The following is a 24,808-nucleotide window of genomic DNA, read 5'->3' on the forward strand; positions in this document are numbered from 1 at the left end:
GATATGCTATACCAACTTTTGACTTAATGTGAATCTAAAAAATAAACCCCTTGTGAGCTTAGAAAGCAGCACAAGGGGTTTTATAAACCTTACAAAATCAGATTATTCTGATTTTTACTTGAGCGAAATCACTCGGAGATTTCAGCGAAGTAAAGAAGGGTGCGAATCATGTTAGCGGTGAAGCCGCACTCGTTATCGTAGAAGGTAACGGTACGAGCCAAAGTTACGCCGTCAACGGTGTTCACATCGGTCTGAGTTGGGTCGAAAACGCCACCGTGGGTGTCGCCAATAATGTCGGAAGACACGATGCTGTCGGCATTGTAGCCGAAGTACTCGCAGTTCTCAAAAGCCTTCTTGAAGGCTTCGTTGATTTCTTCAGTGGTTGCTGGCTTCTCAAGAACGGTGGTCAACTCGGTAACGGAACCATCTGGAACCTGAATACGCTGTGCGTGACCCTGGAGCTTGCCGTTAACTTCTGGCACAACCTTGCCGATTGCCTTAGCAGCGCCGGTGGAGTGCTCAATGGTGTTGCAAGCTGCAGAACGGTTGTTACGTGGCTTGGAGCCGCGTGGGCCGTCAAGAATCATCTGAGTTCCGGTGTAAGCGTGGATTGTGGTCATGAAGCCGGACTTAATTCCCCAGTTATCTTGCAAGAGCTTAACCATGGCAGCCATGGAGTTGGTGGTGCAAGAACCAGCGGAAACAATGTTGTCGGAGGCCTTCAAAATCTGATGGTTTACGCCGAATACGACTGTTGGGGTGGTTTCATCCTTAGCAGGAGCGGAGATAAGAACCTTCTTAGCGCCAGCGTTCAAGTGAGCCTGGGACTTTTCTGCAGAAGTATAGAAACCGGTGCATTCAAGCACAAATTCAACGCCATCATTCTTAACCCATGGAATGTTATTGGCGTCCTTCTCGGCGTATACCTTATAAGTCTTACCGTCTACGACGATTGCGTCTTCGGTAGAAGTCACCTCAACTGGGGTGCCGTCATCGTGGCGGAATGTGCCGTGGGTGCTGTCGTACTTAAGCAAGTAGGCGAGCATAGAAGGAGTGGTCAGATCGTTGATGGCTGCGACTTCGATATCACCGGCTTGACCGCCGCGAGCTTGAAGCTCAAAAATACGACGGAATGCAAGACGACCGATGCGACCGAAACCGTTAATACCAATCTTGACTGTCATGTGGTTCTCCCTTGAGTGAGACCTCGTGCGCAACGTTTAAGTCGCGCTATTTTCGCGATGAAAACTCACGCATTGTGGTCATCGTTATTTGAATTAACGGTGTTTATTTTAGTGTGCGGTCTGTACGAAAAGTTGCAGAACAGTGCACGTAATGTGTAAAGAGTTAAAGGTCTATTCGTTGTAAGTCATAGACTCTGCAGCTGCAGTAGTTGAGTCAGTTGGAGTTGCTTCACTTTCCAGAGGAACAGCTAATGCTTCAGAAATAGAAGTGTCAATTTTACCTAAATCTCCAACAGGCCTCTTGAACCAGCTAACTTGCGGCAAAGGAGCGTTAATTGGGAATGTTACAATAAGCGTTCCTTCATGAACATCAATATGAGCCGGTGTGTTGTTTAATAATTCGTTGCTTAAACCTTGAACAGCGTCGCCGTGCATAACAGCATGCTCAAGCTGATATTTTAGACCAGTCTCGTTTACATCATTTGAAACAGGAGTGTGCGAAAACACTGAAACTATGCGAGATTCGCTTCCGTTTGATGCTGGAAAATCAAGTGAACCATCGTGAATAGCGGTAACGATTTGACCGTCGCCATATAAGAAGCCAATTCCGCCGCGACGAGCTAAGCGAACCATAAGTTGAATATTGGAAATTGTATGGTCAACGCGTCCACCTAAGCCGCCAAAAATATGGAATTCTCTAGCTCCTTTAGACCATCCAACTTTTAATGCGGAAAGTAAATCTGGATCGTCCTTTTCAGATGGCAAACGTGTAATAATGGCGTCGGTAGGAAGCTTAAGGCGAACAGAATCAAAATCTCCAATAAGAGCATCTACATGCAAACCTAATTCGCATGCATGATCCCATCCACCATCTGCAGCAATAGTTAGTGCGCGATCCGGCACATGCTCACGTGTATTGTCGTAATAATCTCCTGCTGCTAGTACTACGCAGCGTTGCAAAGGTTCCATATCATCATAATAACGCGCTATTAGTATCTATTTAATGCTTCCAAACAATAGTTTACAAACGCTGTATTGAGTAGTATTTTGTTATGTTTTTGCTTGATATTCTTCAATAACATAAAGCGCTTGATGTAACATTGCATATCAGACTAGATTTTCTAAGACATTATAGATTTTCTGCATAAGTAGCAGGAAAATAATTTGTTGGAAAATAATATGACTTGTGTTGTGCACCTTACGAGGAGAAATAAATGTGCGGAATTGCTGGGTTCATTAATGACACCCCAATTAACGTCAAAAAACAAATTGTTAAAGATATGACGGATGTAATTGCTCACCGTGGGCCTGACGAGTATGGCACAATGATTGATGATCATGCAGCATTGGGATTTCGTCGTTTAAGCATTATTGATCTTCACGGCGGTTCTCAGCCAATGTATAACGAAGACGGAAATCTTGCAGTTACATTCAACGGTGAAATTTATAACTACAAGCCACTTCGCGAAGAACTTATTAAAGCTGGTCACATTTTCCACACTGATTGCGATACAGAAGTATTAGTGCACGGTTATGAACAGTGGGGTAAGGATTTACTTAAACGTTTGCGCGGAATGTTTGCGTTTGTTATTTGGAATAAGCAAACTCAAGAATTGTTCGGCGCTCGCGACCATTTTGGTATTAAGCCTTTCTATTATGCGCAAATGAACGGTACTTTTATGTATGGTTCCGAAATTAAATCTCTTCTTCGTCACCCGGATTTTAAGAAGGAACTAAACGAGAACGCGCTTAAGCCTTTTATGACTTTCCAATATCCTGCAATTAGTGAGACTTTCTTTAAGGGCGTGTTTAAGCTTCCTGAAGGACATTGCTTCACTTATAAAAATGGTGAGATGAAAATCGAACAGTATTACGATCCTAATTTCCGTGAAAGCAAGCAGCATTTGAACGAGCTTGTGGATTTGATTGATAAAACTGTTTGCGATTCTGTTAAAGCTCATCAGATTGCAGATGTTGAAGTTGGTTCCTTCCTTTCTTCAGGCGTAGATTCTAGCTATGTTGCCGCTGTTGCTCGCCCAGAGCACACGTATTCAATTGGTTTTGCTGGTGGACGTTATAACGAGTCCAAGCAGGCTGGAGAATTGGCGAAAATTATCGGCTTGAATAATAAATCTGAAATTATTGATGCTGAAGACGCATTCCGTTATTTCCCGCAGATTCAATGGTATTTAGATGAGCCTGATTCTAACTTCTCTTGCGTCCCATTGTTCTTCCTAGCGAAGCTAGCTTCTCAGGATTTGCGCGTTGTGTTAAGCGGCGAAGGCGCAGATGAATTATTTGCAGGATACATTGATTATGGTGTTCACACGCGTTCCAAGCTTATTAAAGTTGTGACGCGTATGCTCGCAAAGTTGCCGAAAAAGTTGCGTTATGCAATTGGTAGAGCAGCAAAAGGAAAGCATTTCCATGGAGCATGGCATTTGTACGCTAATTTGGCTCCAGCTGAGGAGCATTTTATTGGCCAGTCAAAGGTTTTCAATGAGGAAGATGCTGTAAAACTTTTGAAGCCTGAATACCGTAAAGGTCCGCATGTTATGGATATTGTTGGTGCTATTTACAACAGAATTTTAGGTAAGGGTCTTTCGGAAGTTAAGAAGAAGCAGTATCTCGATATGCATCAGTGGATGCCGGGAGATATTTTGCTTAAGGCAGATAAAATGACAATGGCTCACTCTTTGGAGCTTCGTGTGCCTTTACTTGACCGTATGCTTATGGATGTTGCAGAGCAGGTGCCTACCAAGTATTTGATTACTGATGAAAATACGAAGTTTGCTTTCCGTCAAGCGGCTGCACGTCATTTGCCTAAAGCTTGGTATGACCGCGAAAAGCTTGGTTTCCCAGTGCCAGTTAAGGATTGGTTGCGCGAGGAACGCTTTTATAAGATTGTGCGCAAAACTTTTGAAAGTGACGATGCGGCAAAGTTTTTCGATCGTGACGCTTTACTTCAAATGATTGATAACAACTATGCTAAGCGTACTGACGATCGTCGCAAGATTTGGACAGTTTACACTTTCTTGACCTGGTATGACGTGTACTTTAATCACGATGGATTGAAGCCTGATCCTGTGCAGGTTGCGTAAGCAAGTTTATTAGCAATTTGCGCAATGGTTATTTGTCAAGGCATGTAGTATACTAAACATTTGGCTTGAGTAATCAAGAAAGTGGGATGTCCCCACCTGGAAGCCTACTGTGGTTTCGGGTTCATTACTTCGCTCATGCGAGTTGGCTTTGTTTAAGCTGCTTGCCGCGTGTAGTTTTACGCGTTTTATTGATATGAAGTGTTGAATCCTTAAACTCTTGGACTTCTTGGTGTATTGCATTCTACCAGTATTTAGAAGGATTGGAGTCATCATTAGCGACGAACCACGCATTAACGAGGAGATTCGAGTCCCTCAGGTGCGCCTTATTGGTCCAAAAGGCGAGCAGGTGGGAGTTATCGCAACCTCTGTCGCGTTAAACCTTGCAAGGGAAGCTAACCTCGATCTCGTCGAGGTAGCGCCTACTGCTAAGCCTCCAGTAGCCAAGCTTATTGACTACGGTAAGTACAAGTACAACGAAAAGATGAAGGCTCGTGAAGCACGCCGTAATCAGACCACTGCTGAGGTTAAGGAAATTCGTTTCCGCCTCAAGATTGATGATCATGATTTTGACGTTAAAAAGGGTCATGTACTTCGTTTCTTGAACGGTGGAGATAAGGTAAAGGTCACTATTATGTTGCGTGGCCGCGAACAGTCTCGTCCAATTGGCGGCGTTGAACTGTTACGCCGACTTGCGGATGAGGTCTCTGAAAGTGGCACCGTTGAGTTTGCGCCGAAGCAAGAGGGTCGCAATATTATTATGACTCTCGCTCCAAAGGGCAAGAAGATTCATACACAGTCTGAGCAGCGTCGTAGAGGCGCTGAATCTCGTGCAGAGCGTCAAGCTCGCCAGGCTGCACGTCTTGCGGCAAAGCAGGAAGTGCAGGCACAGGCTGCAGATGCAGTAAATGCTATGCAATCCGATCAACATCACAAGGAGGGCAGCAATGCCGAAGATGAAAACTAATTCCGCAGCGTCCAAGCGCGTTCGTCTTACCGGTACCGGTAAGGTGATGCACGATGGTAGCGCCATGCGCCACAACTTGGAGCACAAGTCGGCTCGTAAACGTCGTGCTCTTTCCGAAGATAAAGTATTGGCTACTGCGCAGAGCAAGAAGCTTAAGGGCTTGCTCGTTAAGTAAGTAACAAGTAAGAATTGCTTGTAAACGAATACGCAATCATAAATTTTTAAGAAAGCTGAGGAATACTTATGGCACGAGTAAAGCGCGCAGTAAACGCTCACAAGAAGCGTCGCGTTGTTCTTGAGAGGGCTTCTGGCTACCGCGGTCAGCGCTCCCGTCTTTACCGCAAGGCAAAGGAACAGCTGCTCCACTCATTTACTTATAACTTCCGCGATCGCAAGGCTCGCAAGGGTGATTTCCGCAAGTTGTGGATTCAGCGCATCAACGCTGCAGTTCGCGCTGAAGGCATTACCTACAATCGCTTCATTCAGGGCTTGCATTTGGCAGGCATCGAATTGGATCGTCGCGCTCTTGCTGAGCTCGCTGTTTCCGATATTGAAGCATTCAAGGCTGTTGTCGAAGCTGCTAAGGCTGCATTGCCAGCTGACGTAAACGCTCCAGTTGAAGCCTGATTTCGCTTTAATAGAGTTTGATTTTAAGCCCACCCATTTAGGTGGGCTTTTTCTTTTAAAACAACAAATTTACTTATTAGCTATAATTGTTTTTATGCGCTCAAATCTTGATTCTGACAATAGAAAAAACAATATTCCTGAAGAATTTGCATCTTATATTCAACGTTTTATTACGCATATTGATATTGAGCGTGGTCTTTCTAAAAAAACTGTATCAGCATACGCTTCAGATTTGCAAGATTACGCATCTTGGCTTTATGGTGAACGAAAAATTAAAGATGTTACCGCTATTTCGCAGTTAGATATTGAATCATATATTAGAACTTTGCATAAATTAGGTTTGGGATCTCGCACTGTTGCTAGAAGACTTGCAAGTATTCACGAATGGCATCGTTTTATGCTTGCTCATGGAGATATTAGCGCTGACGCTTCAGCGTTTGTAAAAGCGCCAAAACAGGCGGATTACTTGCCGGATGTACTAAGCATTGATGAAGTAAATCGTGTTATTGAAGCTGCTGGAAATTTTGGTAGCGAGGACGCTATTTCGATTAGAGATGCAGCTTTGCTAGAATTTTTGTACGCTACAGGAGCGCGAATTTCGGAAGCAGTTGGCGTAAAATTCGAAGATATTGATTTAGACGACTCCGTTGTAAAACTTACTGGCAAAGGCGCAAAGCAGCGTCTAGTTCCAATTGGTGGTTGCGCGATTAGGGCTATTCGTAAGTATATTGAAAAATCTCGCCCAATATTATCTTCGAAAGGCAAGAAAGAATTGCACACTATTTTCTTAAATAAACGTGGCAATGCTTTATCTCGCCAGTCAGCATGGTTTGTAGTTGTTGATGCAGGTAGCCGAGCAAAACTTGGACGCCCCTTGCATCCGCATACGCTACGGCATTCTCTTGCCACGCATCTTATTGCAGGAGGTGCAGATGTTCGCACAGTTCAAGAGCTTCTTGGTCACGCTTCTGTAACAACTACGCAAATTTACACGCACATTAGCCCAGATGCTTTATTTGAAGCGTATGTAATGAGTCATCCTCGTGCTAGATAATTTCATTCTCAGAGTTTCGTGAGTATACCTGTTGATAAAGTGGGGAACATGCCTACTGATTTACTTGGACGCGAATACGAGACTTTTCATGCGCCGGAGCCGCTTACTTCTCACGGTCCTGCGCGAATTATTGCTATGTGCAATCAAAAAGGTGGAGTCGGTAAAACAACCAGCTCTATTAACATTGCTGGAGCTTTAAGCCAGTATGGTCGTCGCGTTTTAATTGTTGATTTCGATCCGCAAGGTGCTGCAACTGTTGGTCTTGGCATTAACGCAAATGCGCTTGACAACACGGTTTATACAGCATTATTCGATTCGTCAGTAGATGTTCACGACGTAATTCGTCATACTGAAACCGAAAATATTGATATTATGCCAGCGAATATTGATTTATCTGCTGCAGAAGTTCAGTTGGTTACAGAAGTTGGCCGTGAACAGATTCTCGCAGGCGTATTGCGTAAAGTTAGAGACGAGTATGACGTTATTATCGTAGACTGCCAGCCTTCTCTCGGTTTGCTTACTGTAAACGCGCTAACAGCAGCAGATGGCGTAATTATTCCGCTTGCTGCAGAGTTTTTTGCACTTCGAGGTGTTGCTCTTCTTATGCAATCTATTGAAAAAGTGCAGTCTCGAATTAATCCAAATCTTAAAGTATTTGGCGTTCTGGTTACTATGTATACACGTACTTTGCATAGCGAAGAAGTCTTACAGCGCATTTACGAAGCTTTCCAAGACCGAGTTTTGCATTCCGTGATTTCCCGCTCTATTAAATTGCCGGATTCTACTGTTGCTGCAGTTCCTATTACTATTTTTGCTCCTGAGCACAAGACTGCAAAAGAGTATCGTGAGGTTGCGCGCGAGCTTATTGCTAAAGGTGTTGTTGCTTAAGTTTTTTACGGTTTGATTTGCGCGAGTTGTTTTTACTTCTTGCGCTTTTTTGTAAGGCTGTCTTAGCTCGCGAGTAAAATCGGCGAGGTTTGGCAGTTTGCCGATTTTGGTTTTGCCAATAACGTATTGCGGCTATTTGATTGGCTTCAGCTTTAAAATAGTTGCTTGTAAATAATTACTTAAACGCGAAGAATGGAAGAGGTTTGTGATGACTGTTCGCGGTGATATTCGAAATGTGGCAATTGTGGCGCACGTCGACCACGGTAAGACCACTCTGGTAAACGCCATGCTTCAACAGTCGCACGTATTCTCTGAGCGTGAAGAAGTTCCAGATCGCGTTATGGATTCCAATGATTTGGAACGCGAAAAGGGCATTACTATTCTTGCTAAGAACACGGCTGTGCAGTACACCGGTCCGTTGGCTGAAAAATATGGTCACCCAGAAGGCATTACTATTAACGTGATCGATACCCCTGGCCACGCTGACTTTGGTGGCGAGGTTGAGCGCGGTATTTCCATGGTTGACGGCGTTGTTTTGTTGGTTGACGCTTCTGAAGGTCCTCTTCCGCAGACTCGCTTTGTGCTTCGTAAAGCTTTGGAAGCTAAGCTTCCTGTTATTTTGTGCGTAAATAAGGTAGATCGTCCAGATGCTCGTATTGAAGAAGTTGTTGGCGAATCTACAGATTTGCTTCTTGGCTTGGCTCAGGATGTTGTTGAGGAAGGTATTGATCTTGATCTCGATGCTTTGCTTGATTTGCCAGTAATTTATTGCGCTGCTAAAGCCGGTTATGCTTCTCAAAATCAGCCAGAAAATGGCGGTTTGCCAGATAACGACAATTTGGAACCACTGTTTGATTCTATTATTTCAAATATTCCAGCTCCGCAATACGAGGAAGGCGCTCCTCTTCAAGCTCATGTTGCAAACATTGATTCCTCCGACTTCCTTGGACGCTTGGGCTTAGTTCGTATTTATAACGGCATTTTGGAAAAGGGTAAAACTTACGGTCTTTCCCGCGTCGACGGCTCTATTGAAAACTTCCGTGTTTCTGAGCTTCTTCGCACTCAAGGCTTGGAGCGTACTCCTGTAGCTTCTGCAGGTCCTGGCGATATTGTGGCTGTTGCTGGCGTCAACGATATTATGATTGGCGAAACGATTGTTGATCAGAACGATCCAAAGCCTCTTCCGTTAATTCATGTTGACGATCCTGCAATTTCTATGACTTTCGGCGTAAACGATTCTCCTCTTGCTGGAACTGAAGGCAAAGATCATAAGCTTACTGCTCGTATGATTAAGGATCGTTTGGACCGCGAGCTTATTGGTAACGTTTCTATTAAGGTTATTCCAACTGAGCGTCCAGATGCTTGGGAAGTTCAGGGTCGTGGCGAGCTTGCGTTGGCTGTGTTGGCTGAGCAGATGCGTCGCGAAGGCTACGAGCTTACGGTTGGACGTCCTCAGGTTGTTACTAAGACTATTGATGGTCAAATTAACGAGCCTATGGAAAGTACAACTATTGACGTTCCAGAAGAGTACATGGGTACTGTTACCCAGCTTATGGCTGATCGTAAAGGCCGCATGGATTCTATGAGCAACCACGGTTCTGGTTGGGTTCGTTTGCAGTTTACTGTTCCTTCTCGTGGTCTTATTGGTTTCCGCACGGCTCTTCTTTCTGCTACTCGCGGAACTGGTATTGCAAGCTCTATTTCTGCAGGCTACGCTCCTTGGGCTGGTCAGATTGTTACTCGCCAGAACGGTTCCATGGTTTGCGATCGCAAGGGTGTTGCAACTCCTTACGCTATGCAGCGTTTGCAGGCTCGTGGTATCTTCTTTGTGGATCCGCAAAGCCCAGTTTACGAAGGCCAAATCGTTGGTATTAACAACAAGCCAGACGAGTTGGATGTAAACATTACGCTTGCTAAGCACATGACTAACATGCGTTCTTCGACTGCTGATGTGCTTGAGACTTTGACTCCGCCAATTAAGATGAGTTTGGAAGAGTCTCTTGATTTTGCTAACGAAGACGAGTGTGTGGAAGTTACACCTGAAGCAATTCGTGTTCGCAAGATTATTTTGAGCCGTGACGAATGGTATAAGTGGCGTGCTAAGCAGCGTCGTCAAAACAATAATGCTGCGTGATGTATTCTCGAAAATACTATTTGTAAATTGAGGCGCTGATTTACTATGACAGCAAAACCGTGGTCGCATCGCTTACCTTTATGGGGTAGGTATGCGACCACGTGTGTTTCTTCTGCAATATGCGCACTAATTGGAACTTTTGTGCATCGCGCTGGAGCAATGAATAATTTGCCATATGGTTTTGTTATTGCCGTAATATTGCTCGCACTTTCTGCTTGGTGTTCCAGAGCTCGTAGTGGATGGTGGGGATTATTTATTCACGCAGTAGTTTTTTCTGCTGTTGTATGGATTCTAGCGCTTGGTTTTATTGGTAACGCAATTCTTATTCCTGTAGGCTTTACTATTCCTATGCCTTGGTGTGTGAAATACGTTGGGTATTTTTGGCTTTATGGCATTCTTATTGCTCACGCAATTTTGCTTTGTATGCCTCAGCGTTGGTTTGTTGTTGAATAGTGTTAAATAAGTAAAGAATTTACAGTAGTCTTTACAATAGTTTTGACAGTATTTTTTACAGTGGTCTTTAAGGGAATAGCCATGGATAGTAATAAGAACAGTAATAGTGCTCGTAAATTATGTTATTTAGGGCCGGAAGGTTCTTTTACTCATCAAGCTGCTTTAAAAGTTCAACAGCAGTTACAATCATTTGATAATTTGCCACTTATTACAGCTGCTTGCGAGAATGTTCTTAGCATTGCTAGTGAAATTGAGAAGCATAACAATTGGGGTGTTATTGCGTGGGAAAACAATATTGAAGGCGTTGTAATACCTAATTTAGATTTACTAATCGATGCAAAAAATATGGTTGGCATTGCTCGCGTAGGCGTCGATATTAGTTTTGATGCTGTTATTTGCAAGTCAGATTCAATTGATAACTGTTCTGCTATTGTTGCTCATCCGCACGCGTTGGCACAATGCCGTAAGTTTGCTCAAAAGCGCGGTTTGAAAGAAAAAACTGCGTCTTCAAACGCTGCTGCTTGTAGGGATTTAGTTCCTGGCGAAGTTGCTTTATGCCCTAGAATTTGTGCCGATTTATACAATAGGCAGATTGTGAGCGAAGGTGTTGAAGATTTTTCTGGCGCTCGCACTGAGTTTTTAGTATTAGCTCCTCGAGATGAGGTTTTAGATTTTGTTAATATTCAGCGCGAAAACTTTTCATCATTTTCATCAATTATTGCTTTTATTCCGCGTTGCACGGGCGCTGGCGTGCTAGCAAATTTGCTTGACGTTGTGCGCGATCATGGTCTTAATATGACTTCTTTTATGTCTAGGCCAATTAAAGGGCAGGATGGTTTATACAGTTTTATTGCAACTGTTGATTCTGCTCCTTGGGATTCTATGTGTAAAGATATGATTCAAGAGGTTGTTGAGCATGGAGATTGGGTTCGAGTTTTAGCAGTGTATCCTTCCGAAAAGCGCAATAATCCTGTGATGAACGATTGGATGCTGCCTAATGGCGGAGTGTGTGTTGAACCTTCGGTTGATTCTTTGCGCAATTTGAACGTAATGCAGGCAGAAAGAGAATTATTATGGTAGAAAACGCTGAATTTTCGCAAAATTTTTCTGTTGGTATTGTAGGTCTTGGTCTTATTGGTGGATCTCTTGCAAAAAGACTTGCAAAATTGCCTGAATGTAGCGTTTATGCGTGGAATCGTCATCATAATCCATACGAAGAAGCTGAAAATTTAGGAATTACTTGCGTGGACAATGTGCAAGATTTAGCTAAGCTTCGCCCAAACGTTCTGATTTTGTGCAATTCTCTAGCTTCTATGCCAAGTATTTTGCAGGAAATCGCACCTTATGTTGACAAATCTCGCACAACTATTAGCGATGTTGGTAGTGTAAAAACTTTAGTTCGCCAGCAAGTTGCTGCAGCAGGTTTGCAGGATTGCTACGTTGGTTCGCATCCTATGGCGGGTAGTGAATTTACTGGTTGGAAAGCTTCTAGTGCTGAGCTTTTAAATGGTGCTTTGTGGGCTTTAACCGTTGATAGCAACACGGAATTTTGGCGAGTTAGCAATGTTTTACGAATGATTGTTTCGCTATGCAAGAATCGCGCAATAGTTTTAGACGACGAAACGCACGATAATTCTGCGGCACTTATTTCTCACATGCCTCACGTTGTTGCGACTTCTCTTGCAAATGTATTATGCGATCAGCCTAATCGTGCTATTGCTTTGCAATTATCTGCAGGCTCTTGGCGAGATATGACGCGCGTTGCTCTTACAGATCCTCAACGCACGCGCGCAATGGTAAGCGAAAATCGGCATAATACTGCGAAATTATTGCGTTCTGTAATTTCTGAACTAACTTTTGCTGCGGATATGCTGGATCAAGATGTAGAAGTTGCTGACGATAATGAGCAAGAGTTTTTTGCTAAAGCTCAATCGTGGAGAGAATATAAATACCAGCAGCGCAACTCGTGTAAAACGAATACGCAACAAAGTGATGCTGCAAATCAAAGCGATGCTGCTAATAGCAGATTGTGGAAGTATGATTCCAGAATCAATTGGCAGCAGGAATTACTAGAATCCGCGCGCTTAGGTGAATCTATTGTTGAAATCTGCGGATTTAATACCAACGAATCTTCGCAACTGCTATTGTGCGCAGATAATTCTCTAAGCAACGTCTAATGCGAGTTTGTGCTTAGTGTGGCGCGAGTTTTAATGTCTATATTTTAAGCGGCTTTTGGAATTTGCGTTCCGGCATTGGCCTTAAGCGTGCAATTGTGCTGGCATCAATGAACATTTCTTCGGCAGCTCTAGTGCCGTTTGCTGCAGGATCTCGAAGTAAGTGAAGCGTTTCTCCATCCCACTCAAGTACGTGCCCAATCGCATCATGATACTCGATTTTTTGCTTTCCATCGTTATTTTCTTCTATAATTTTGTATGTTCTTACTACTATGCGCGTGCCTGCAGGTATTCGCTGTGGTAGTGTAGTCAAGTTTTTTATACGTGTTTCCATAACATGCTCCTTGTTGTATTATGCATGTGACTGGCGCGTATGGCAAACGTTTATAAAGTTACGCAAGGGTGATTAAGCATGGAAAATAAGCGAGTGGCTTCCAATAGTTTCGTAAATTTTCCTGCCCAATATGCGAGTTTAGTAGATGATTACATTACGTATGTAAGCGCGAATAAGGGCTTGGGGGAGCGCACGAATCGAGCTTACACAAGTGATATTAAACAGTGTTTAGCATGGTGTAATCGTCACGGTTTTAAAAATATTTCAGATCTTACTACGGATGATTTGCGTTCTTGGATGGCAGACGCTTCTAGAAATCATGCTCGTTCAAGCTTGGCAAGAAAAGTTGTTGCTGTGCGCGGATTTTTCGCATGGTGCCAGCATGTTGGGTTTATAAATGGTGACCCTGCAGAAATTTTGATGACTCCAAAAATTAAGAATGTTCTTCCATCTGTTTTAGATGAGTCTCAGGCAGAAGCGCTAATGAATAATATTGATTCTAAAGCTAATGATTCATCTTCGTGTAATAAAAATCAGAAAGCTGTTGAACTTCGCAATGCTGCAATTATTGAGCTTTTATATGCAACTGGCATTCGCGTTGGTGAGCTTACTGGATTAAATATTCAAGATATTAATTTTTCATCGCATACTATAAAAGTTACAGGTAAGGGAAATAAGCAGCGCGTTGTTCCTTTTGGGATTCCGGCCGCAAAAGCTTTGTCTGAATGGCTTTCAGATAGCGGGCGAAAAATTTTATTGAAAGATTCTGCACAAACTGCAATATTTCTTGGCGCTCGCGGAAAGCGCATTGATCAGCGATTAGTAAGACAAGTAGTTCATGATGCGGCTAAAAGTGCGCATGTTCCGGATATTTCTCCGCACTCTTTGCGTCACAGTGCGGCTACGCATATGCTTAACGGTGGGGCAGATTTGAGAGAAGTGCAAGAATTGTTGGGTCATTCTTCGCTTAATACTACTCAACGCTATACGCATGTATCTATAGAAGCGTTGAAACAGCGGTATTTACAAGCTTTTCCGCGTGCTTAATTATCTGCATATTAGATGCATAATTTCTCTGTAATTAACAAAGCCTTTACATAAAAGATTACATAATTTACATATATGTAATATATTTAAATCAGTAAAAAACAGTAAAAATTATTGGTAAAATAGTAAGTTTTTTAGTTTTTATGCGAAAAGATGGTGTTTTAATCAGTAATTTTTAGATATAAACAGTAAATTTTACAATTTACTTATACTCTTGCAATGTTTGCAAAAATACGTATCATTGAATTTTAATCAACGAAGAGGCCTTGTCATTGGCTAAAAGAATCCATCTGGCAATAAAAACTAGATGGATTTTATTTTATTCATGACTTGGCTTTTTGTATTGATATAGCATCCTGCCTACCAGACGTTAGGAGAATAAATATGAAGAATAAGGCTTTAGCTTTTGCCGCTGCGGCCTGCTCGTTGGCCATGTTGCTTGGTGGCTGCGGCTCATCTGCTTCGAAGACTGCGCAGACAAACGGTGGAAAAGTTATTATTACCGTAAATAACACTGAGCCACAGAACGAATTGGTGCCTGGCAACATTAACGAAAACGCTGGTGCACGTCCTGCTATGTTGGTCAACTCAACGTTGGTCACTTTTGACGAAAAGGGCAACCCAGTAAATGAGGATGCTGAAAGCGTTACTCCAAACGCAGACGCAACTCAGTACACTGTTAAGCTTAAAGAAGGCAAGAAGTTCAGCGATGGTACTCCTGTTACCGCTGAAAGCTTCACCAAGGCTTGGAGCTTTGTTGCCAACGCTAAGAATGCACAGAAGTGCGCTTCCTTCTTCCAGACCATTAAGGGTTATGACGAATTGCAGAAGGATGGTTTGAAGGGCGACGAACAGCTTTCCGGTTTGAAGGTTGTAGATAAGAACACCTTCACCGTTGATTTGAAGCAGCCAGATTCCGTGTTCCCAATTAAGGTTGGCTACTTGGCATTCGCTCCACTTCCAGAATCCTTCTACAAGGATCCAAAGGCTTATGGTGAAAAGCCTGTTTCCTCCGGTCCATACTTGTTCAAGTCTTGGGATCACAACAGGCAGATTGAAGTTGTGAAGAACCCGGCTTACGAAGGCCCTCGCAAGGCTCAGAATGATGGCGTTACCTTTAAGATTTACACCGATGGTAATGCTGCTTACCGTGACGTACAGTCCGGCAACCTTGATATGACCGATAACATTCCAGATACTGAAACCAGCAACTTCCAGAGCGATAGCACAATCACTGCTTACAACAAGCCTGGTTCTGTAATTCTTCAGTTCAGCATTGCTTCCAGCTTGCCACACTTCGATGTTAAGACTGAAGAAGGCCGCTTGCGTCGTCAGGCAGTTTCTATGTCTATCGACCGTAAGGCAATTGCTGAAAAGGTGTTGAACAAGACTGCTGCTCCTGCTAACGACTTCACTTCTCCAAAGACCCCAGGCTACGATCCTAATTTGAAGGGTAGCGAGCATTTGAAGTTCGATGCAAAGAAGGCTAAGGAATTGTGGGCTAAGGCAGAAGCAATTTCCAAGTATGATGGTCCTCTTACCTTCACCTACAATGCTGATAACGCTGTTGCTAAGTCTGTGTTCGATGCAGTTGTGAACTATGTGAAGAACAATTTGGGTGTTAAGGCAGAAACAACGCCAATCCCAACCTTCCAGGAGTTCCGCGATGCATGCACCAAGCGTAAGGTTAAGGGCGCATGGCGTGCAGGCTGGATGCCAGATTATCCAAGCCCAGAAAACTACTTGACTCAGCAGTTCGCTTCTGTTGCAGCTGATGGCAATGGTTCTAATGATGGCGATTACAAGAATCCAAAGTTTGATGAATTGCTTACCAAGGCTACTGCATCTTCCGATGCAAGCGAAGCAACTAAGCTTTATCATGAAGCTGGCGAAACTCTTCTTGAGGATCTTCCATCTGTACCACTGCTTTACATGAATGCTAAGGCTGTTATGAATCACAATTTGAAGGGATTCGTAATGGATTGGCAGAACATGCCACTGTACTACCAGCTTCATAAGTAAGATTTAAATCTTCATATGGAGTTTATATAAATTAATTTCATGATATTCAGAAAAATACTTAATTCTGATATCACCTCTCAATAATTTAATATCGCGTATAGCGAAATTGCTACTCCAGTTGAAGGAACGAAGGAAATAATCCAAAAAATTTCTTTAACTGGAGTGGCACTTTGTTGTTTTTGCGAGTAATTGTTAACAATTCAAGGAGAAGCCGATGGGTAAGTACATTCTGCGTCGAATTTTGCAGATGATTCCTGTTGTTCTCGGCACAACATTATTGGTTTATGCTTTAGTATTTGCTTTGCCGGGTGATCCGGTAAATGCAATGTTTGGCGATAAACCAGTTAATCCTGCTGTCGCAGCACAAATTCGAGCTAATTATAATTTAGATAAACCATTTATTATTCAATATTTACTGTTCTTAAAGAATGCGCTTACTCTTGACTTTGGCCAAACCTTTGCAGGTCAGCCTGTTATTGATGAAATTGGTCGTGCATTCCCGGTAACCATTCAGCTTGCTGTTATGGCGTTTGCATTTGAAGCGCTGTTCGGTGTAACTTTCGGTATTATTTCTGGTCTTAAAAAAGGCAAATGGTACGATAGCGTAATTCTTATTGTTTCTCTGCTTCTTATTTCCGTACCAACCTTTGTAACTGGTTATGCTATGCAGTATTTGCTTGGTATTAAGTGGCATATTCTCCCTCCTAATGTAAGTAATGATCCTGGATTCTTAGATATGCTCACTCCTGCAATGGTTCTTGGATCTGTATCTATGGCATATGTAATTCGACTTACAAGGTCTGAAGTTTCGTCAAATATTGCTCTCGACTATGTTCGCACGGCTCGCGCTAAAGGCTTAAAAGAAGGCGCTGTTATTATTCGGCACATTCTTCGAAACTCTTTAATCCCAGTTGTAACGTTCCTAGGCCAGGATCTGGGCGCTCTTATGGGCGGCGCAATGATTACAGAAACAATATTTAATATTCACGGTATTGGCTTCCTTACTTATCAAGGTATTTTGAAGGGTGAAAGCAACCTGGTAGTTTCTGTAGTTACCTTGCTTATGCTGATTTTCGTAGTCAGTAATTTACTTGTTGATATCTTGTACGCGGCTCTTGATCCGCGAATTCGTTACGCGTAAGGAGAAGCATAATTATGCAAGAAAAAGTTGAGGAAAATTTGACTGCTGCAGATATTGCTCTTCCAGGACAGGAACGTTATGTTGCTTCCTTGGATGAAACTCCGTTACAAGAAGTTGATTCCGTTGACGAGTCTGCTCCTGCTACGAGCATGTGGGCTGATGCCTGGCGTACTTTGAGACGAAATCCTTTGTTTATTATTTCCGCAATATTGATTATTGCAATTTTATTTATTGCATTATTCCCAGGATTGCTCGTTAAGCAAGATCCAATGTATTGCGTACTTAATAACTCTTTGATGCCAAGTTCTTCTGGTCATCCTCTTGGATTCGATAAGCAGGGATGCGATATTTACGCCCGTGTAGTATACGGAACTCGCACTTCTGTAACAATCGGCATAATTGCTACAGCTTTGGTTGTTTTAGTTGGTTCTTTAATTGGCGCTATTGCTGGCTTCTTTGGAGGTTGGGTTGATGCTGTTCTTAGCCGCATTACCGACATCTTCTTGGCTTTGCCTATGCTTCTTGGCGCTATAGTTGTTCTTCAAATGTTTAGAACCACAAAATCAATGTGGAAAATAATTCTAGTTATGGTTCTATTTGGCTGGGTAAGTGTTGCTCGAATAGCTAGAAGTGCTGTTATGGAATCAAAGAATCTAGAATTTAACACAGCTTCTACAGCTTTAGGATCTAGGCCTATACGCAATCTCTTTAGGCATATTATCCCAAACTCTTTGGCTCCAATCATTGTTGTTGGCACAACTTCTCTCGGCTCCTACATCGTGTTGGAAGCAACACTTAGCTTCCTCGGTATTGGTCTGCCAACTACTACCGTGAGCTGGGGTGGAGATATTGCTACTTACAGCAGGTACTTCAATAATAGTCCAGAAGTATTGTTCTATCCGTCATTTGCGCTTGCTATTACAGTTCTTGCCTTCATTATGATGGGTGACGCTGTAAAGGATGCGTTGGATCCAAAGAGCCGTAAGGCGTGAAGTTAGCGTGGAGGAATAAAACTTATGAGCATTTCAACGCATAAAAATGTAGACGCTCTCGCTATGCAGCGTGAGCAAGGTCCATTGCTTGAAGTGAAAAATCTTCAGGTTGATTTCACTACTGATTCTAAGAAAGCCGTTCACGCTGTTCGAGATGCAAGCTTTAGCGTATATCCCGGCCAGTGGGTTGCAATCGTAGGTGAGTCTGGTTCTGGAAAGTCCACTTCTGCAATGGCAGTTTTGGGTTTGCTTCCAGGAACAGGTCATGTTACGGGCGGTTCTATTAAGCTTAATGGCCAAGAAATTAGCAAATTAAAACCAAAAGAGTTTGCTTCTTTGCGCGGCACTGCAATGGGCTTGGTACCTCAGGATCCTATGAGTAACTTGAACCCTGTTTGGCGTATTGGTGCACAGGTTAAGGAAGCTCTTCTTGCAAATGGTGTTGACGTAAGCCATGAGAAGCGTTCTGCTCTTGCGGAAGCTCTTGCAGGTGATGCTGTAGAAGTTAAAAGCAATGAGGACGAAACATTCCTTGGTTCTAAAGAATTACCAGAATTGATGGAAGTTGCACGCAAGTCTTTGGCAGAAATCGGACTTGATGAATTCAAGATGAATGAAGCCATGGGCTACTACAAAAAAGAGTGGGTTCCAGGTTCTGAAACTCGTTGGCGCGTTGCAGACGATTTAATCAAGTACGGTGTGAACGACGACAAAGCTTGGGAAATTGCCAAAAAGTATGTTGTTGGCGCTAATGTTGACGACCGTATTGCAGGTTTACTTGATGAGGCTGGTTTGCCAGATGCTGCAACTCGTGCACGTCAGTTCCCGCACGAGTTTTCTGGTGGCATGCGTCAGCGTGCGTTAATTGCCATTGGCTTGGCTTGCCGTCCAGATTTGCTGATTGCAGATGAGCCAACTTCCGCACTCGACGTTACCGTGCAAAAGCGCATTCTTGACCATTTGCATACGCTTACTGATTCGCTCGGAACTTCCGTTCTGTTCATTACTCACGATTTAGGTTTGGCCGCAGCTCGCGCACAGCACGTTGTTGTTATGTATAAGGGTCGTGTTGTTGAATCTGGTCCATCTTTGGACGTTTTGCAGCATCCACAGCATCCTTATACTAAGCGACTTGTTGCTGCCGCTCCAAGTCTTGCTTCTCAACGAATCATTTCCGTTAAGGAGCATGGTGGTAACGCGGATAATTTGCTTGAGCATCACGTAGTAGGTGAGCAAACTCTTGAAAAGAGTGAGCATATTATTACAGTCGATCACTTAACCCGAGAGTTTAAGCTTCCTCGCAAGAAGGAGCTTTTCAAGGCCGTTGACGACGTTTCGTTCTCTATTAAGCGCGGAACAACGTTGGCAATTGTGGGTGAATCCGGTTCTGGTAAGTCTACTGTTGCAAACATGGTTTTGCGACTTCTTAAGCCTACAAGCGGAACTGTTACTTACGAAGGCAAGAATATTGCTGACTTAAAGGGCGCGGATTTGCTTGATTTCCGTCGTCATGTTCAGCCAGTGTTCCAAAATCCTTACGGTTCGCTCGATCCAATGTATTCGATTTATCGTTCTATTGAAGAGCCTTTGCGAATTCATAAGATTGGCGATAAAAAGAGTAGACATAATCGCGTGCGTGAGCTTTTGGACATGGTTCGTATGCCTGCTTCTGTTATGACTCGATTCCCGAACGAGCTTTCTGGTGGTCAGCGTCAGCGCATTGCGATTGCGCGTGCTATGGCTTTGGACCCGGATGTTATCGTTTGTGACGAAGCTGTTTCTGCTTTGGATGTGCTTGTGCAAGATCAGGTTTTGCACTTGCTTAACGATTTGCAGGCAGAGCGTGGATTAAGCTACTTGTTCATCACTCACGATTTGGCTGTTGTTCGACAGATTGCAGACGAGGTTGTTGTTATGCAACACGGAAAGCTTGTTGAGCACGCCACAACCGATGAGGTGTTTGATCATCCGCAAAAGGAGTACACTCGCGATCTTCTCGACGCAATTCCTGGTGGAAACTTGGAACTTGGTTTGGATTAATTTAATCTAAATATTTAATCTAATAAAATAAAAATAAAGGTGCAGGGTTTATAACTTGGTTAATAACTGGGTTTATAAATTTCTGCACCTTAATTTTTGCTTTGTGCAGCGTGCATATTTGTGTAATGCGCATATTAGAGTTAGATTTATGATTACAATTACTACTTCAAACTTAAATGGTATTCGTGCGGCCGAGCGTAAGGGGATGCTTGACTGGTCTGATGCTCACACTCCTGACGTATGGTGCATGCAAGAAGTGCGTGCTCCGCAGGATGCAATCGACCCAATTATGACGAAAATTGAAATGGGGTATCGCGCATCTGAAAATATCGCAAATCCTGTAGAAAACGATAATTTTACTTATGCAAACGAAGTTTGCCGCGTAAAGGGTAGAGCTGGGGTAGCTCTAGTTACATCACTTCCTGTAGTAGCAAAGCGCTACGGTTTGCCAGGTTTAAGCGAAGACGTTGATTCTGGGCGATGGGTTGAAACCGATGTGCGTACGCCTCAAGGTTATGAAATTACTGTTGCTTCAGTGTATGTTCACGCTGGAAACGTGGACGATCCGCAAAAAATGCAGCAAAAATTCCGCTTTTTAGACACAATGCTTACTCGCTTGGGTGAGCTTCGAGATGCAGCGGCAAGTGGTGGAAATCAGGCGATTTTATGCGGTGATTTTAATATTGCACATACGCCGTTAGATATTAAAAACGCTAAAGCGAATGAAAAAAGTGCAGGATTCTTGCCGGAGGAACGCGCGTATATTGACCGTTGGATTAACGAGTATGAATTTGTGGATGTTATGCGCATGCTTGCAGGAGATATTCAAGGGCCATACACTTGGTGGAGTCAGCGCGGCAAAGCTTTCGACAATAATGTTGGTTGGAGATTAGACTACCAGTTTGCAACGCCAGAAATTGCAGAAAGCGCTTGTGGTTTTGTGATTGATCGCGCTGAAAGTTATGAGGCAAGATGGTCGGATCACGCGCCTTTAACCATAAAATATGGTGTGTGATTATTAACCTACATTAAATGAAACTTAAGTAATAGTATTTGTTTATATGCATATTTTCAGTGCTTTGCTTGTGGTAATCTAATGAAGTTGAGCAATTTACGATGATTGGCATTATGCTTATTGTTGTGCTTGTTGTTTTAAGAAACGAGGAATAATGGGCTGGTTATTTGGCCGAAATAAAGAAGTAAAATCTTCAAAAGATGTAGATGAAGTTGTAAAGTTAAAAACTGGTCCATGGGATTTCAACGATGAAGATGCTCCTGATTTCAGTGATTATCTTGATTTTGGCTCAATTTATATTCCATATTTCCAAGGTATAGAATTACGCGTAAAAAAGCAGCGCGAAAATGGTCAAGTAATTGGAGCAACAGTAACTTACGGATCGTCAAGTGTTGAAGTTGAAGCTTTTGCTGCTCCGAAATCTACTGGTATTTGGAATGAAGTATGCAAAGACTTACTTGACGGAAATAGCCAAGCTTGCACCGCACAAGGCGAATTTGGAACTGAACTTTTGCTTCCTGTAAAAGTTGGAGAAAAGAGTATTACAACTCGTATCGTTGGAGTTGATGGTCCTCGCTGGATGCTTCGTGGAGTATTTTCCGGGCCTGCAGCAACAGAGTTGGCAGAAAACAATAATGAAACTAAGCAATTAGACGAATGGTTTAAGGGGATTGTTGTAAATCGCGGTGAAGAACCATTAGCTCCTCGCGATCTTATTCCTATGCACGAGCCATTAACTCGTGAAGAAAAAGAATCAGCACAGAGATTAGAAGAAAATAATGATGAAAGCAATAGTTCATCTGAAGAAAATGCTGATGAAGCTTTAAAAAAAGAAGATAAGCCTTTAGGATACGATCAGCAAGTTGATGTAAAAACTACGCTTTCTCGCGGACCAATGTTTTCTGAGGTTAGATAGAAGTAAGTTAAGTAGCATAAGGATATCGTCTTGAAAAATAACACTTGTGGTAAAAAAAGTTCTGGGCTTGCTTCCCTTGCCTCTATAGGTTCTGATGGAAGAAACTTTTCTGTAATTGATTCCATAGGTGGCGTTCGAGGCGTAATCGAATCCATGCTGCCGGGCTTGCTGTTTGTTATTTGCTTTGTTGTAACACGAAATGTGCAAACAACAGTTATTGTGGCAGCTGTGATTGCTGTTTTGCAAGTTGTGGTCCGTCTTATTCAGAGGCAATCTCTTATGGGAGCAATTAGTGGACTTGTTTCCATTGCAATTTGCCTTATTTGGGTGTGGACGAGTCATCAAGCGCGCGACTACTATATGATGGGTTTTATTACAAACGCTGTGTACGGTGTACTTCTTGCGATTTCGCTGATCGTTCGCGTGCCTGCTTTAGGTCTTGTGATTGAGTCAATTCGCAAAATGCCTACGGAAAACTTTGGCGCGTGGCTGCACGAATGGCTTGATTATAAGCCACTTAAGCGTGCGTATATGTATGTTACTGGATTGTGGATTGGCGTTTTTGCGCTGAGACTCGTTTTGCAAGTGCCATTATATTTGACGAATCACGTTGTGTGGCTTGGCACGGTGCGTTTGATTATGGGATTGCCGTTTTGGGCGCTCGCAATTTGGGTTTCTTACTTGATTATTGCAACGCCGTTTATGAGATTGCATCATAAAAATCGCGAAGAAAAACAGAGCGAAGAAAAGCAGGTTGACGAAGATCAGAACGATGTAAATTCAAGTGAAGTAAAATCAGCTTAACAAAATCAGCGTTAGAAAATCAGCTTAACAAAATGCAAAACTAGGGGGTAGTTTATGCAAGTGACGATGCGAATCGAGCGATATGCGGATCAAGGAAGATGCGTAGGTCATCTTGACGGACGCGTTGTATTCGTGCGATTTGCGCTGCCTGGAGAGCTGGTCGTCGTGCGCATGGATGAGCCGATGCGTGCAAAAGCGCACTTTTTTACTGGCGAAGTTGTGGAAGTTTTGGAGCCTAGCGCGTATCGTGTGGAGCCGCAATGGAAGCTCGCGGGTCCTTTAGCACAGGGCGGCGGAGTTGGAGGAGCGGATTTAATTCACGTTTCTTTGCCTGGTCAGATTCGTTGGAAGGCAGCCGTGATTGCTAATCAATTCCAGCGTTTAGCGCACATGGATGTTTCGGAAAGCGATGTTAGCGTTGAGCGCATTCCGGGGGATGAGGAGCTTAACGGATTTAATTGGCGTACGCGCATGGAGTTGGTTGCGGATGATGAAGGGCGATTGTCTATGCGAAAGCGCGAGTCGCATGATCGCATTGCGATTGATACTATGCCACTTGCGTCGCGCGCGGTTTTAGCAGTTGCAGATTCTTTAGATTTGTGGAATCGAGAATTTGAGCCAAATTCGCAAATTCGTCTTGCTGTTCCAGAGCCTAGGGTTGAGGGTTTAGACTTTAATGATAAGTCTGCGCTCCTTAGTGCGATTGGCGAAAATTATGCGCTTATAGTAAATGATGAGTTGGTTGCAGGCTCGGCTTTGCTGCGAGAGCGCGTGCGAGTTGTGGTTGATGGTGATTCATCGCGTATGCGTACTTTTGATTACGATGTTGACGCGCGTGGTTTTTGGCAGATTCATCGCGCAGCTCCAGAGCATTTGGTGAACTATGTTTTGGGATTAGTTCGTTCTGCGCTTGGTGGGCGCACTAAGAATACGGTTTTGTGGGATTTGTATTCTGGTTCGGGTTTGTTTACGATTCCGCTTGCGACTTTGGCTAATGTTGGCGGAGATTCTTCTGGCGCTGCAGATTCCATTGGTTCTGCAGCACCAGCTCGCGTGCTTAGCATTGAGGGTGCGCCGATTGCTGTAAAGAATGCAAGGCGAAATATTGGGCGCGCGGGTCTTAGCAGGGATGTTGTTGAAGCTTTGCAAGGCGATGTTGCGCAAACGCTTGAATCGCAGGTGTTTAAGGCGAGTAAGTCGTCTAAGATTGTGCGTAGATTTGCGCATCCTGATGTTGTTGTGCTAGATCCTCCGCGTGCTGGTGCTAAAGCTCAAGTTTGTAAGCAGATTGCGAAGTCTGGAGCAAGAAGCGTTGTGTATGTTGCTTGCGATCCAACCAGTCTTGCTCGCGATGTTGGCACGTTTAGGGAGCTTGGCTACAGCGTTCAGTCTTTGCGTGCGTTCGATATATATCCCAACACCCATCATGTGGAGAGTGTCGTATTGATGTCAAGGGCTTAATAGGTGGGTGCATTTTTGCTCTTGTGTAGCAAGGCTTAGCGAGGGCTATCGTTAAAAGGTTTAGCGTGCGGCGGCTTTAAGCTGGGTTCTCGCGGTTTTTGAGCGTGTTTTGGCTGTTTGAGGGAACATGTCAACGGTGTAAGGTCGAGTGTACAAGATGGATAACGTTAAAAAGTGCACCCACTTTGCACCCAGCTGGTAAATGATAATTTAGGGAGGCGTTTTATGTCAGTAATTAAAATTGAAAACCTCACTTTCTCATATTATGGATATGTAAAACCGATATTTAAAAATGTATCGTTTTCCTTTGATACAAACTGGAAAACGGGTTTGATAGGAAGAAATGGAATCGGTAAATCAACTCTATTTAAGTTACTTTTAAATCAAGAAACTTATCAAGGTAAAATAAGCAAGGATGTTGAATTTATTAAATTTCCACCAAATATAAGCGATACTT

Annotated in this window: 23 protein-coding genes; 20 read left to right on the forward strand and 3 right to left on the reverse strand. The window is 43.3% G+C overall.

Features of this window, described 5'->3' with window-relative positions; translation table 11 throughout:
- Positions 1-128: 128 nt before the first annotated feature.
- Complete coding sequence (gene gap / locus ACLD5M_RS03655) at positions 129-1,184, reverse strand: type I glyceraldehyde-3-phosphate dehydrogenase (RefSeq protein WP_004134581.1); 1,056 nt, start codon at positions 1,182-1,184, stop codon at positions 129-131.
- 171 nt (positions 1,185-1,355) lie between these two features.
- On the reverse strand, positions 1,356-2,153 hold the full coding sequence (locus ACLD5M_RS03660) for a thiamine diphosphokinase (RefSeq protein WP_116793877.1): 798 nt from the start codon (positions 2,151-2,153) through the stop codon (positions 1,356-1,358).
- A gap of 245 nt (positions 2,154-2,398) precedes the next feature.
- Between ACLD5M_RS03660 and asnB the strand changes: the two genes are divergently transcribed.
- The 10 genes from asnB to ACLD5M_RS03710 all read left to right on the forward strand — a co-directional run bounded on the left by asnB (position 2,399) and on the right by ACLD5M_RS03710 (position 12,582).
- The gene (gene asnB, locus ACLD5M_RS03665) at positions 2,399-4,285 is read left to right on the forward strand and encodes an asparagine synthase (glutamine-hydrolyzing) (protein WP_116793878.1); all 1,887 of its coding nucleotides are present in this window, start codon (positions 2,399-2,401) and stop codon (positions 4,283-4,285) included.
- A gap of 226 nt (positions 4,286-4,511) precedes the next feature.
- Positions 4,512-5,249: a translation initiation factor IF-3 gene (gene infC, locus ACLD5M_RS03670; protein ID WP_205727541.1), complete on the forward strand. Its 738-nt coding sequence runs from the start codon at positions 4,512-4,514 to the stop codon at positions 5,247-5,249.
- The gene (gene rpmI / locus ACLD5M_RS03675) at positions 5,230-5,424 is read left to right on the forward strand and encodes a 50S ribosomal protein L35 (RefSeq protein ID WP_004128670.1); all 195 of its coding nucleotides are present in this window, start codon (positions 5,230-5,232) and stop codon (positions 5,422-5,424) included. Before infC ends, rpmI begins: the two co-directional genes overlap by 20 nt.
- Positions 5,425-5,492: 68 nt before the next feature.
- Complete coding sequence (rplT, locus tag ACLD5M_RS03680) at positions 5,493-5,876, forward strand: 50S ribosomal protein L20 (RefSeq protein ID WP_004105106.1); 384 nt, start codon at positions 5,493-5,495, stop codon at positions 5,874-5,876.
- Positions 5,877-5,970: 94 nt separating this feature from the next.
- Positions 5,971-6,930, forward strand: coding sequence for a site-specific tyrosine recombinase (locus tag ACLD5M_RS03685; protein WP_308582845.1), 960 nt, complete (start codon positions 5,971-5,973; stop codon positions 6,928-6,930).
- A gap of 48 nt (positions 6,931-6,978) precedes the next feature.
- Positions 6,979-7,818 (forward strand): ParA family protein, encoded by an 840-nt coding sequence (locus ACLD5M_RS03690; RefSeq protein ID WP_004134586.1) that lies wholly within the window; start codon positions 6,979-6,981, stop codon positions 7,816-7,818.
- A gap of 208 nt (positions 7,819-8,026) precedes the next feature.
- A complete protein-coding gene (typA, locus tag ACLD5M_RS03695; RefSeq protein WP_375168997.1) occupies positions 8,027-9,952 on the forward strand; it encodes a translational GTPase TypA in 1,926 nt (641 codons plus the stop codon).
- 45 nt (positions 9,953-9,997) lie between these two features.
- The gene (locus tag ACLD5M_RS03700; RefSeq protein ID WP_116793882.1) at positions 9,998-10,405 is read left to right on the forward strand and encodes an alcohol dehydrogenase; all 408 of its coding nucleotides are present in this window, start codon (positions 9,998-10,000) and stop codon (positions 10,403-10,405) included.
- An 81-nt stretch (positions 10,406-10,486) separates the two neighbouring features.
- On the forward strand, positions 10,487-11,485 hold the full coding sequence (locus ACLD5M_RS03705; protein WP_410314631.1) for a prephenate dehydratase: 999 nt from the start codon (positions 10,487-10,489) through the stop codon (positions 11,483-11,485).
- Entirely contained in the window at positions 11,479-12,582 is a 1,104-nt protein-coding gene (locus tag ACLD5M_RS03710) for a prephenate dehydrogenase (protein ID WP_375168995.1), read from the forward strand. The genes ACLD5M_RS03705 and ACLD5M_RS03710 overlap by 7 nt, the downstream gene beginning before the upstream one ends.
- Positions 12,583-12,619: 37 nt before the next feature.
- Here ACLD5M_RS03710 and ACLD5M_RS03715 read toward each other — a convergent pair whose 3' ends face one another.
- A complete protein-coding gene (locus ACLD5M_RS03715) occupies positions 12,620-12,913 on the reverse strand; it encodes a DUF6725 family protein (RefSeq protein ID WP_375168994.1) in 294 nt (97 codons plus the stop codon).
- A 78-nt stretch (positions 12,914-12,991) separates the two neighbouring features.
- On the opposite strand from ACLD5M_RS03715, the gene ACLD5M_RS03720 reads away from it, so the two are divergent.
- The 10 genes from ACLD5M_RS03720 to ACLD5M_RS03765 all read left to right on the forward strand — a co-directional run.
- The gene (locus tag ACLD5M_RS03720; RefSeq protein WP_116793886.1) at positions 12,992-13,960 is read left to right on the forward strand and encodes a tyrosine recombinase XerC; all 969 of its coding nucleotides are present in this window, start codon (positions 12,992-12,994) and stop codon (positions 13,958-13,960) included.
- A gap of 384 nt (positions 13,961-14,344) precedes the next feature.
- The gene (locus tag ACLD5M_RS03725) at positions 14,345-15,982 is read left to right on the forward strand and encodes an ABC transporter substrate-binding protein (protein WP_375168993.1); all 1,638 of its coding nucleotides are present in this window, start codon (positions 14,345-14,347) and stop codon (positions 15,980-15,982) included.
- A gap of 214 nt (positions 15,983-16,196) precedes the next feature.
- Positions 16,197-17,123: an ABC transporter permease gene (locus ACLD5M_RS03730; protein WP_004128653.1), complete on the forward strand. Its 927-nt coding sequence runs from the start codon at positions 16,197-16,199 to the stop codon at positions 17,121-17,123.
- A 14-nt stretch (positions 17,124-17,137) separates the two neighbouring features.
- Positions 17,138-18,115, forward strand: a complete 978-nt coding sequence (locus ACLD5M_RS03735; protein ID WP_019260850.1) for an ABC transporter permease — start codon at positions 17,138-17,140, stop codon at positions 18,113-18,115.
- A 24-nt stretch (positions 18,116-18,139) separates the two neighbouring features.
- Positions 18,140-20,155, forward strand: coding sequence for a dipeptide ABC transporter ATP-binding protein (locus ACLD5M_RS03740; protein ID WP_375168992.1), 2,016 nt, complete (start codon positions 18,140-18,142; stop codon positions 20,153-20,155).
- A gap of 148 nt (positions 20,156-20,303) precedes the next feature.
- Positions 20,304-21,170: an exodeoxyribonuclease III gene (locus ACLD5M_RS03745; protein ID WP_019260851.1), complete on the forward strand. Its 867-nt coding sequence runs from the start codon at positions 20,304-20,306 to the stop codon at positions 21,168-21,170.
- A 154-nt stretch (positions 21,171-21,324) separates the two neighbouring features.
- A complete protein-coding gene (locus ACLD5M_RS03750; protein WP_410314632.1) occupies positions 21,325-22,086 on the forward strand; it encodes a DUF3710 domain-containing protein in 762 nt (253 codons plus the stop codon).
- A 30-nt stretch (positions 22,087-22,116) separates the two neighbouring features.
- Positions 22,117-22,890, forward strand: coding sequence for a DUF3159 domain-containing protein (locus tag ACLD5M_RS03755; protein WP_410313624.1), 774 nt, complete (start codon positions 22,117-22,119; stop codon positions 22,888-22,890).
- Positions 22,891-22,944: 54 nt separating this feature from the next.
- Positions 22,945-24,351, forward strand: a complete 1,407-nt coding sequence (locus tag ACLD5M_RS03760; RefSeq protein WP_410314633.1) for a class I SAM-dependent RNA methyltransferase — start codon at positions 22,945-22,947, stop codon at positions 24,349-24,351.
- A gap of 225 nt (positions 24,352-24,576) precedes the next feature.
- Positions 24,577-24,808, forward strand: a 232-nt coding sequence (locus ACLD5M_RS03765; protein WP_410314634.1) for an ATP-binding cassette domain-containing protein, incomplete at its 3' end; no start/stop codon positions are given.

It is taken from the genome of Gardnerella sp. Marseille-Q9185, assembly GCF_046508745.1.
In the GTDB taxonomy this organism is placed as follows: domain Bacteria; phylum Actinomycetota; class Actinomycetes; order Actinomycetales; family Bifidobacteriaceae; genus Bifidobacterium; species Bifidobacterium greenwoodii.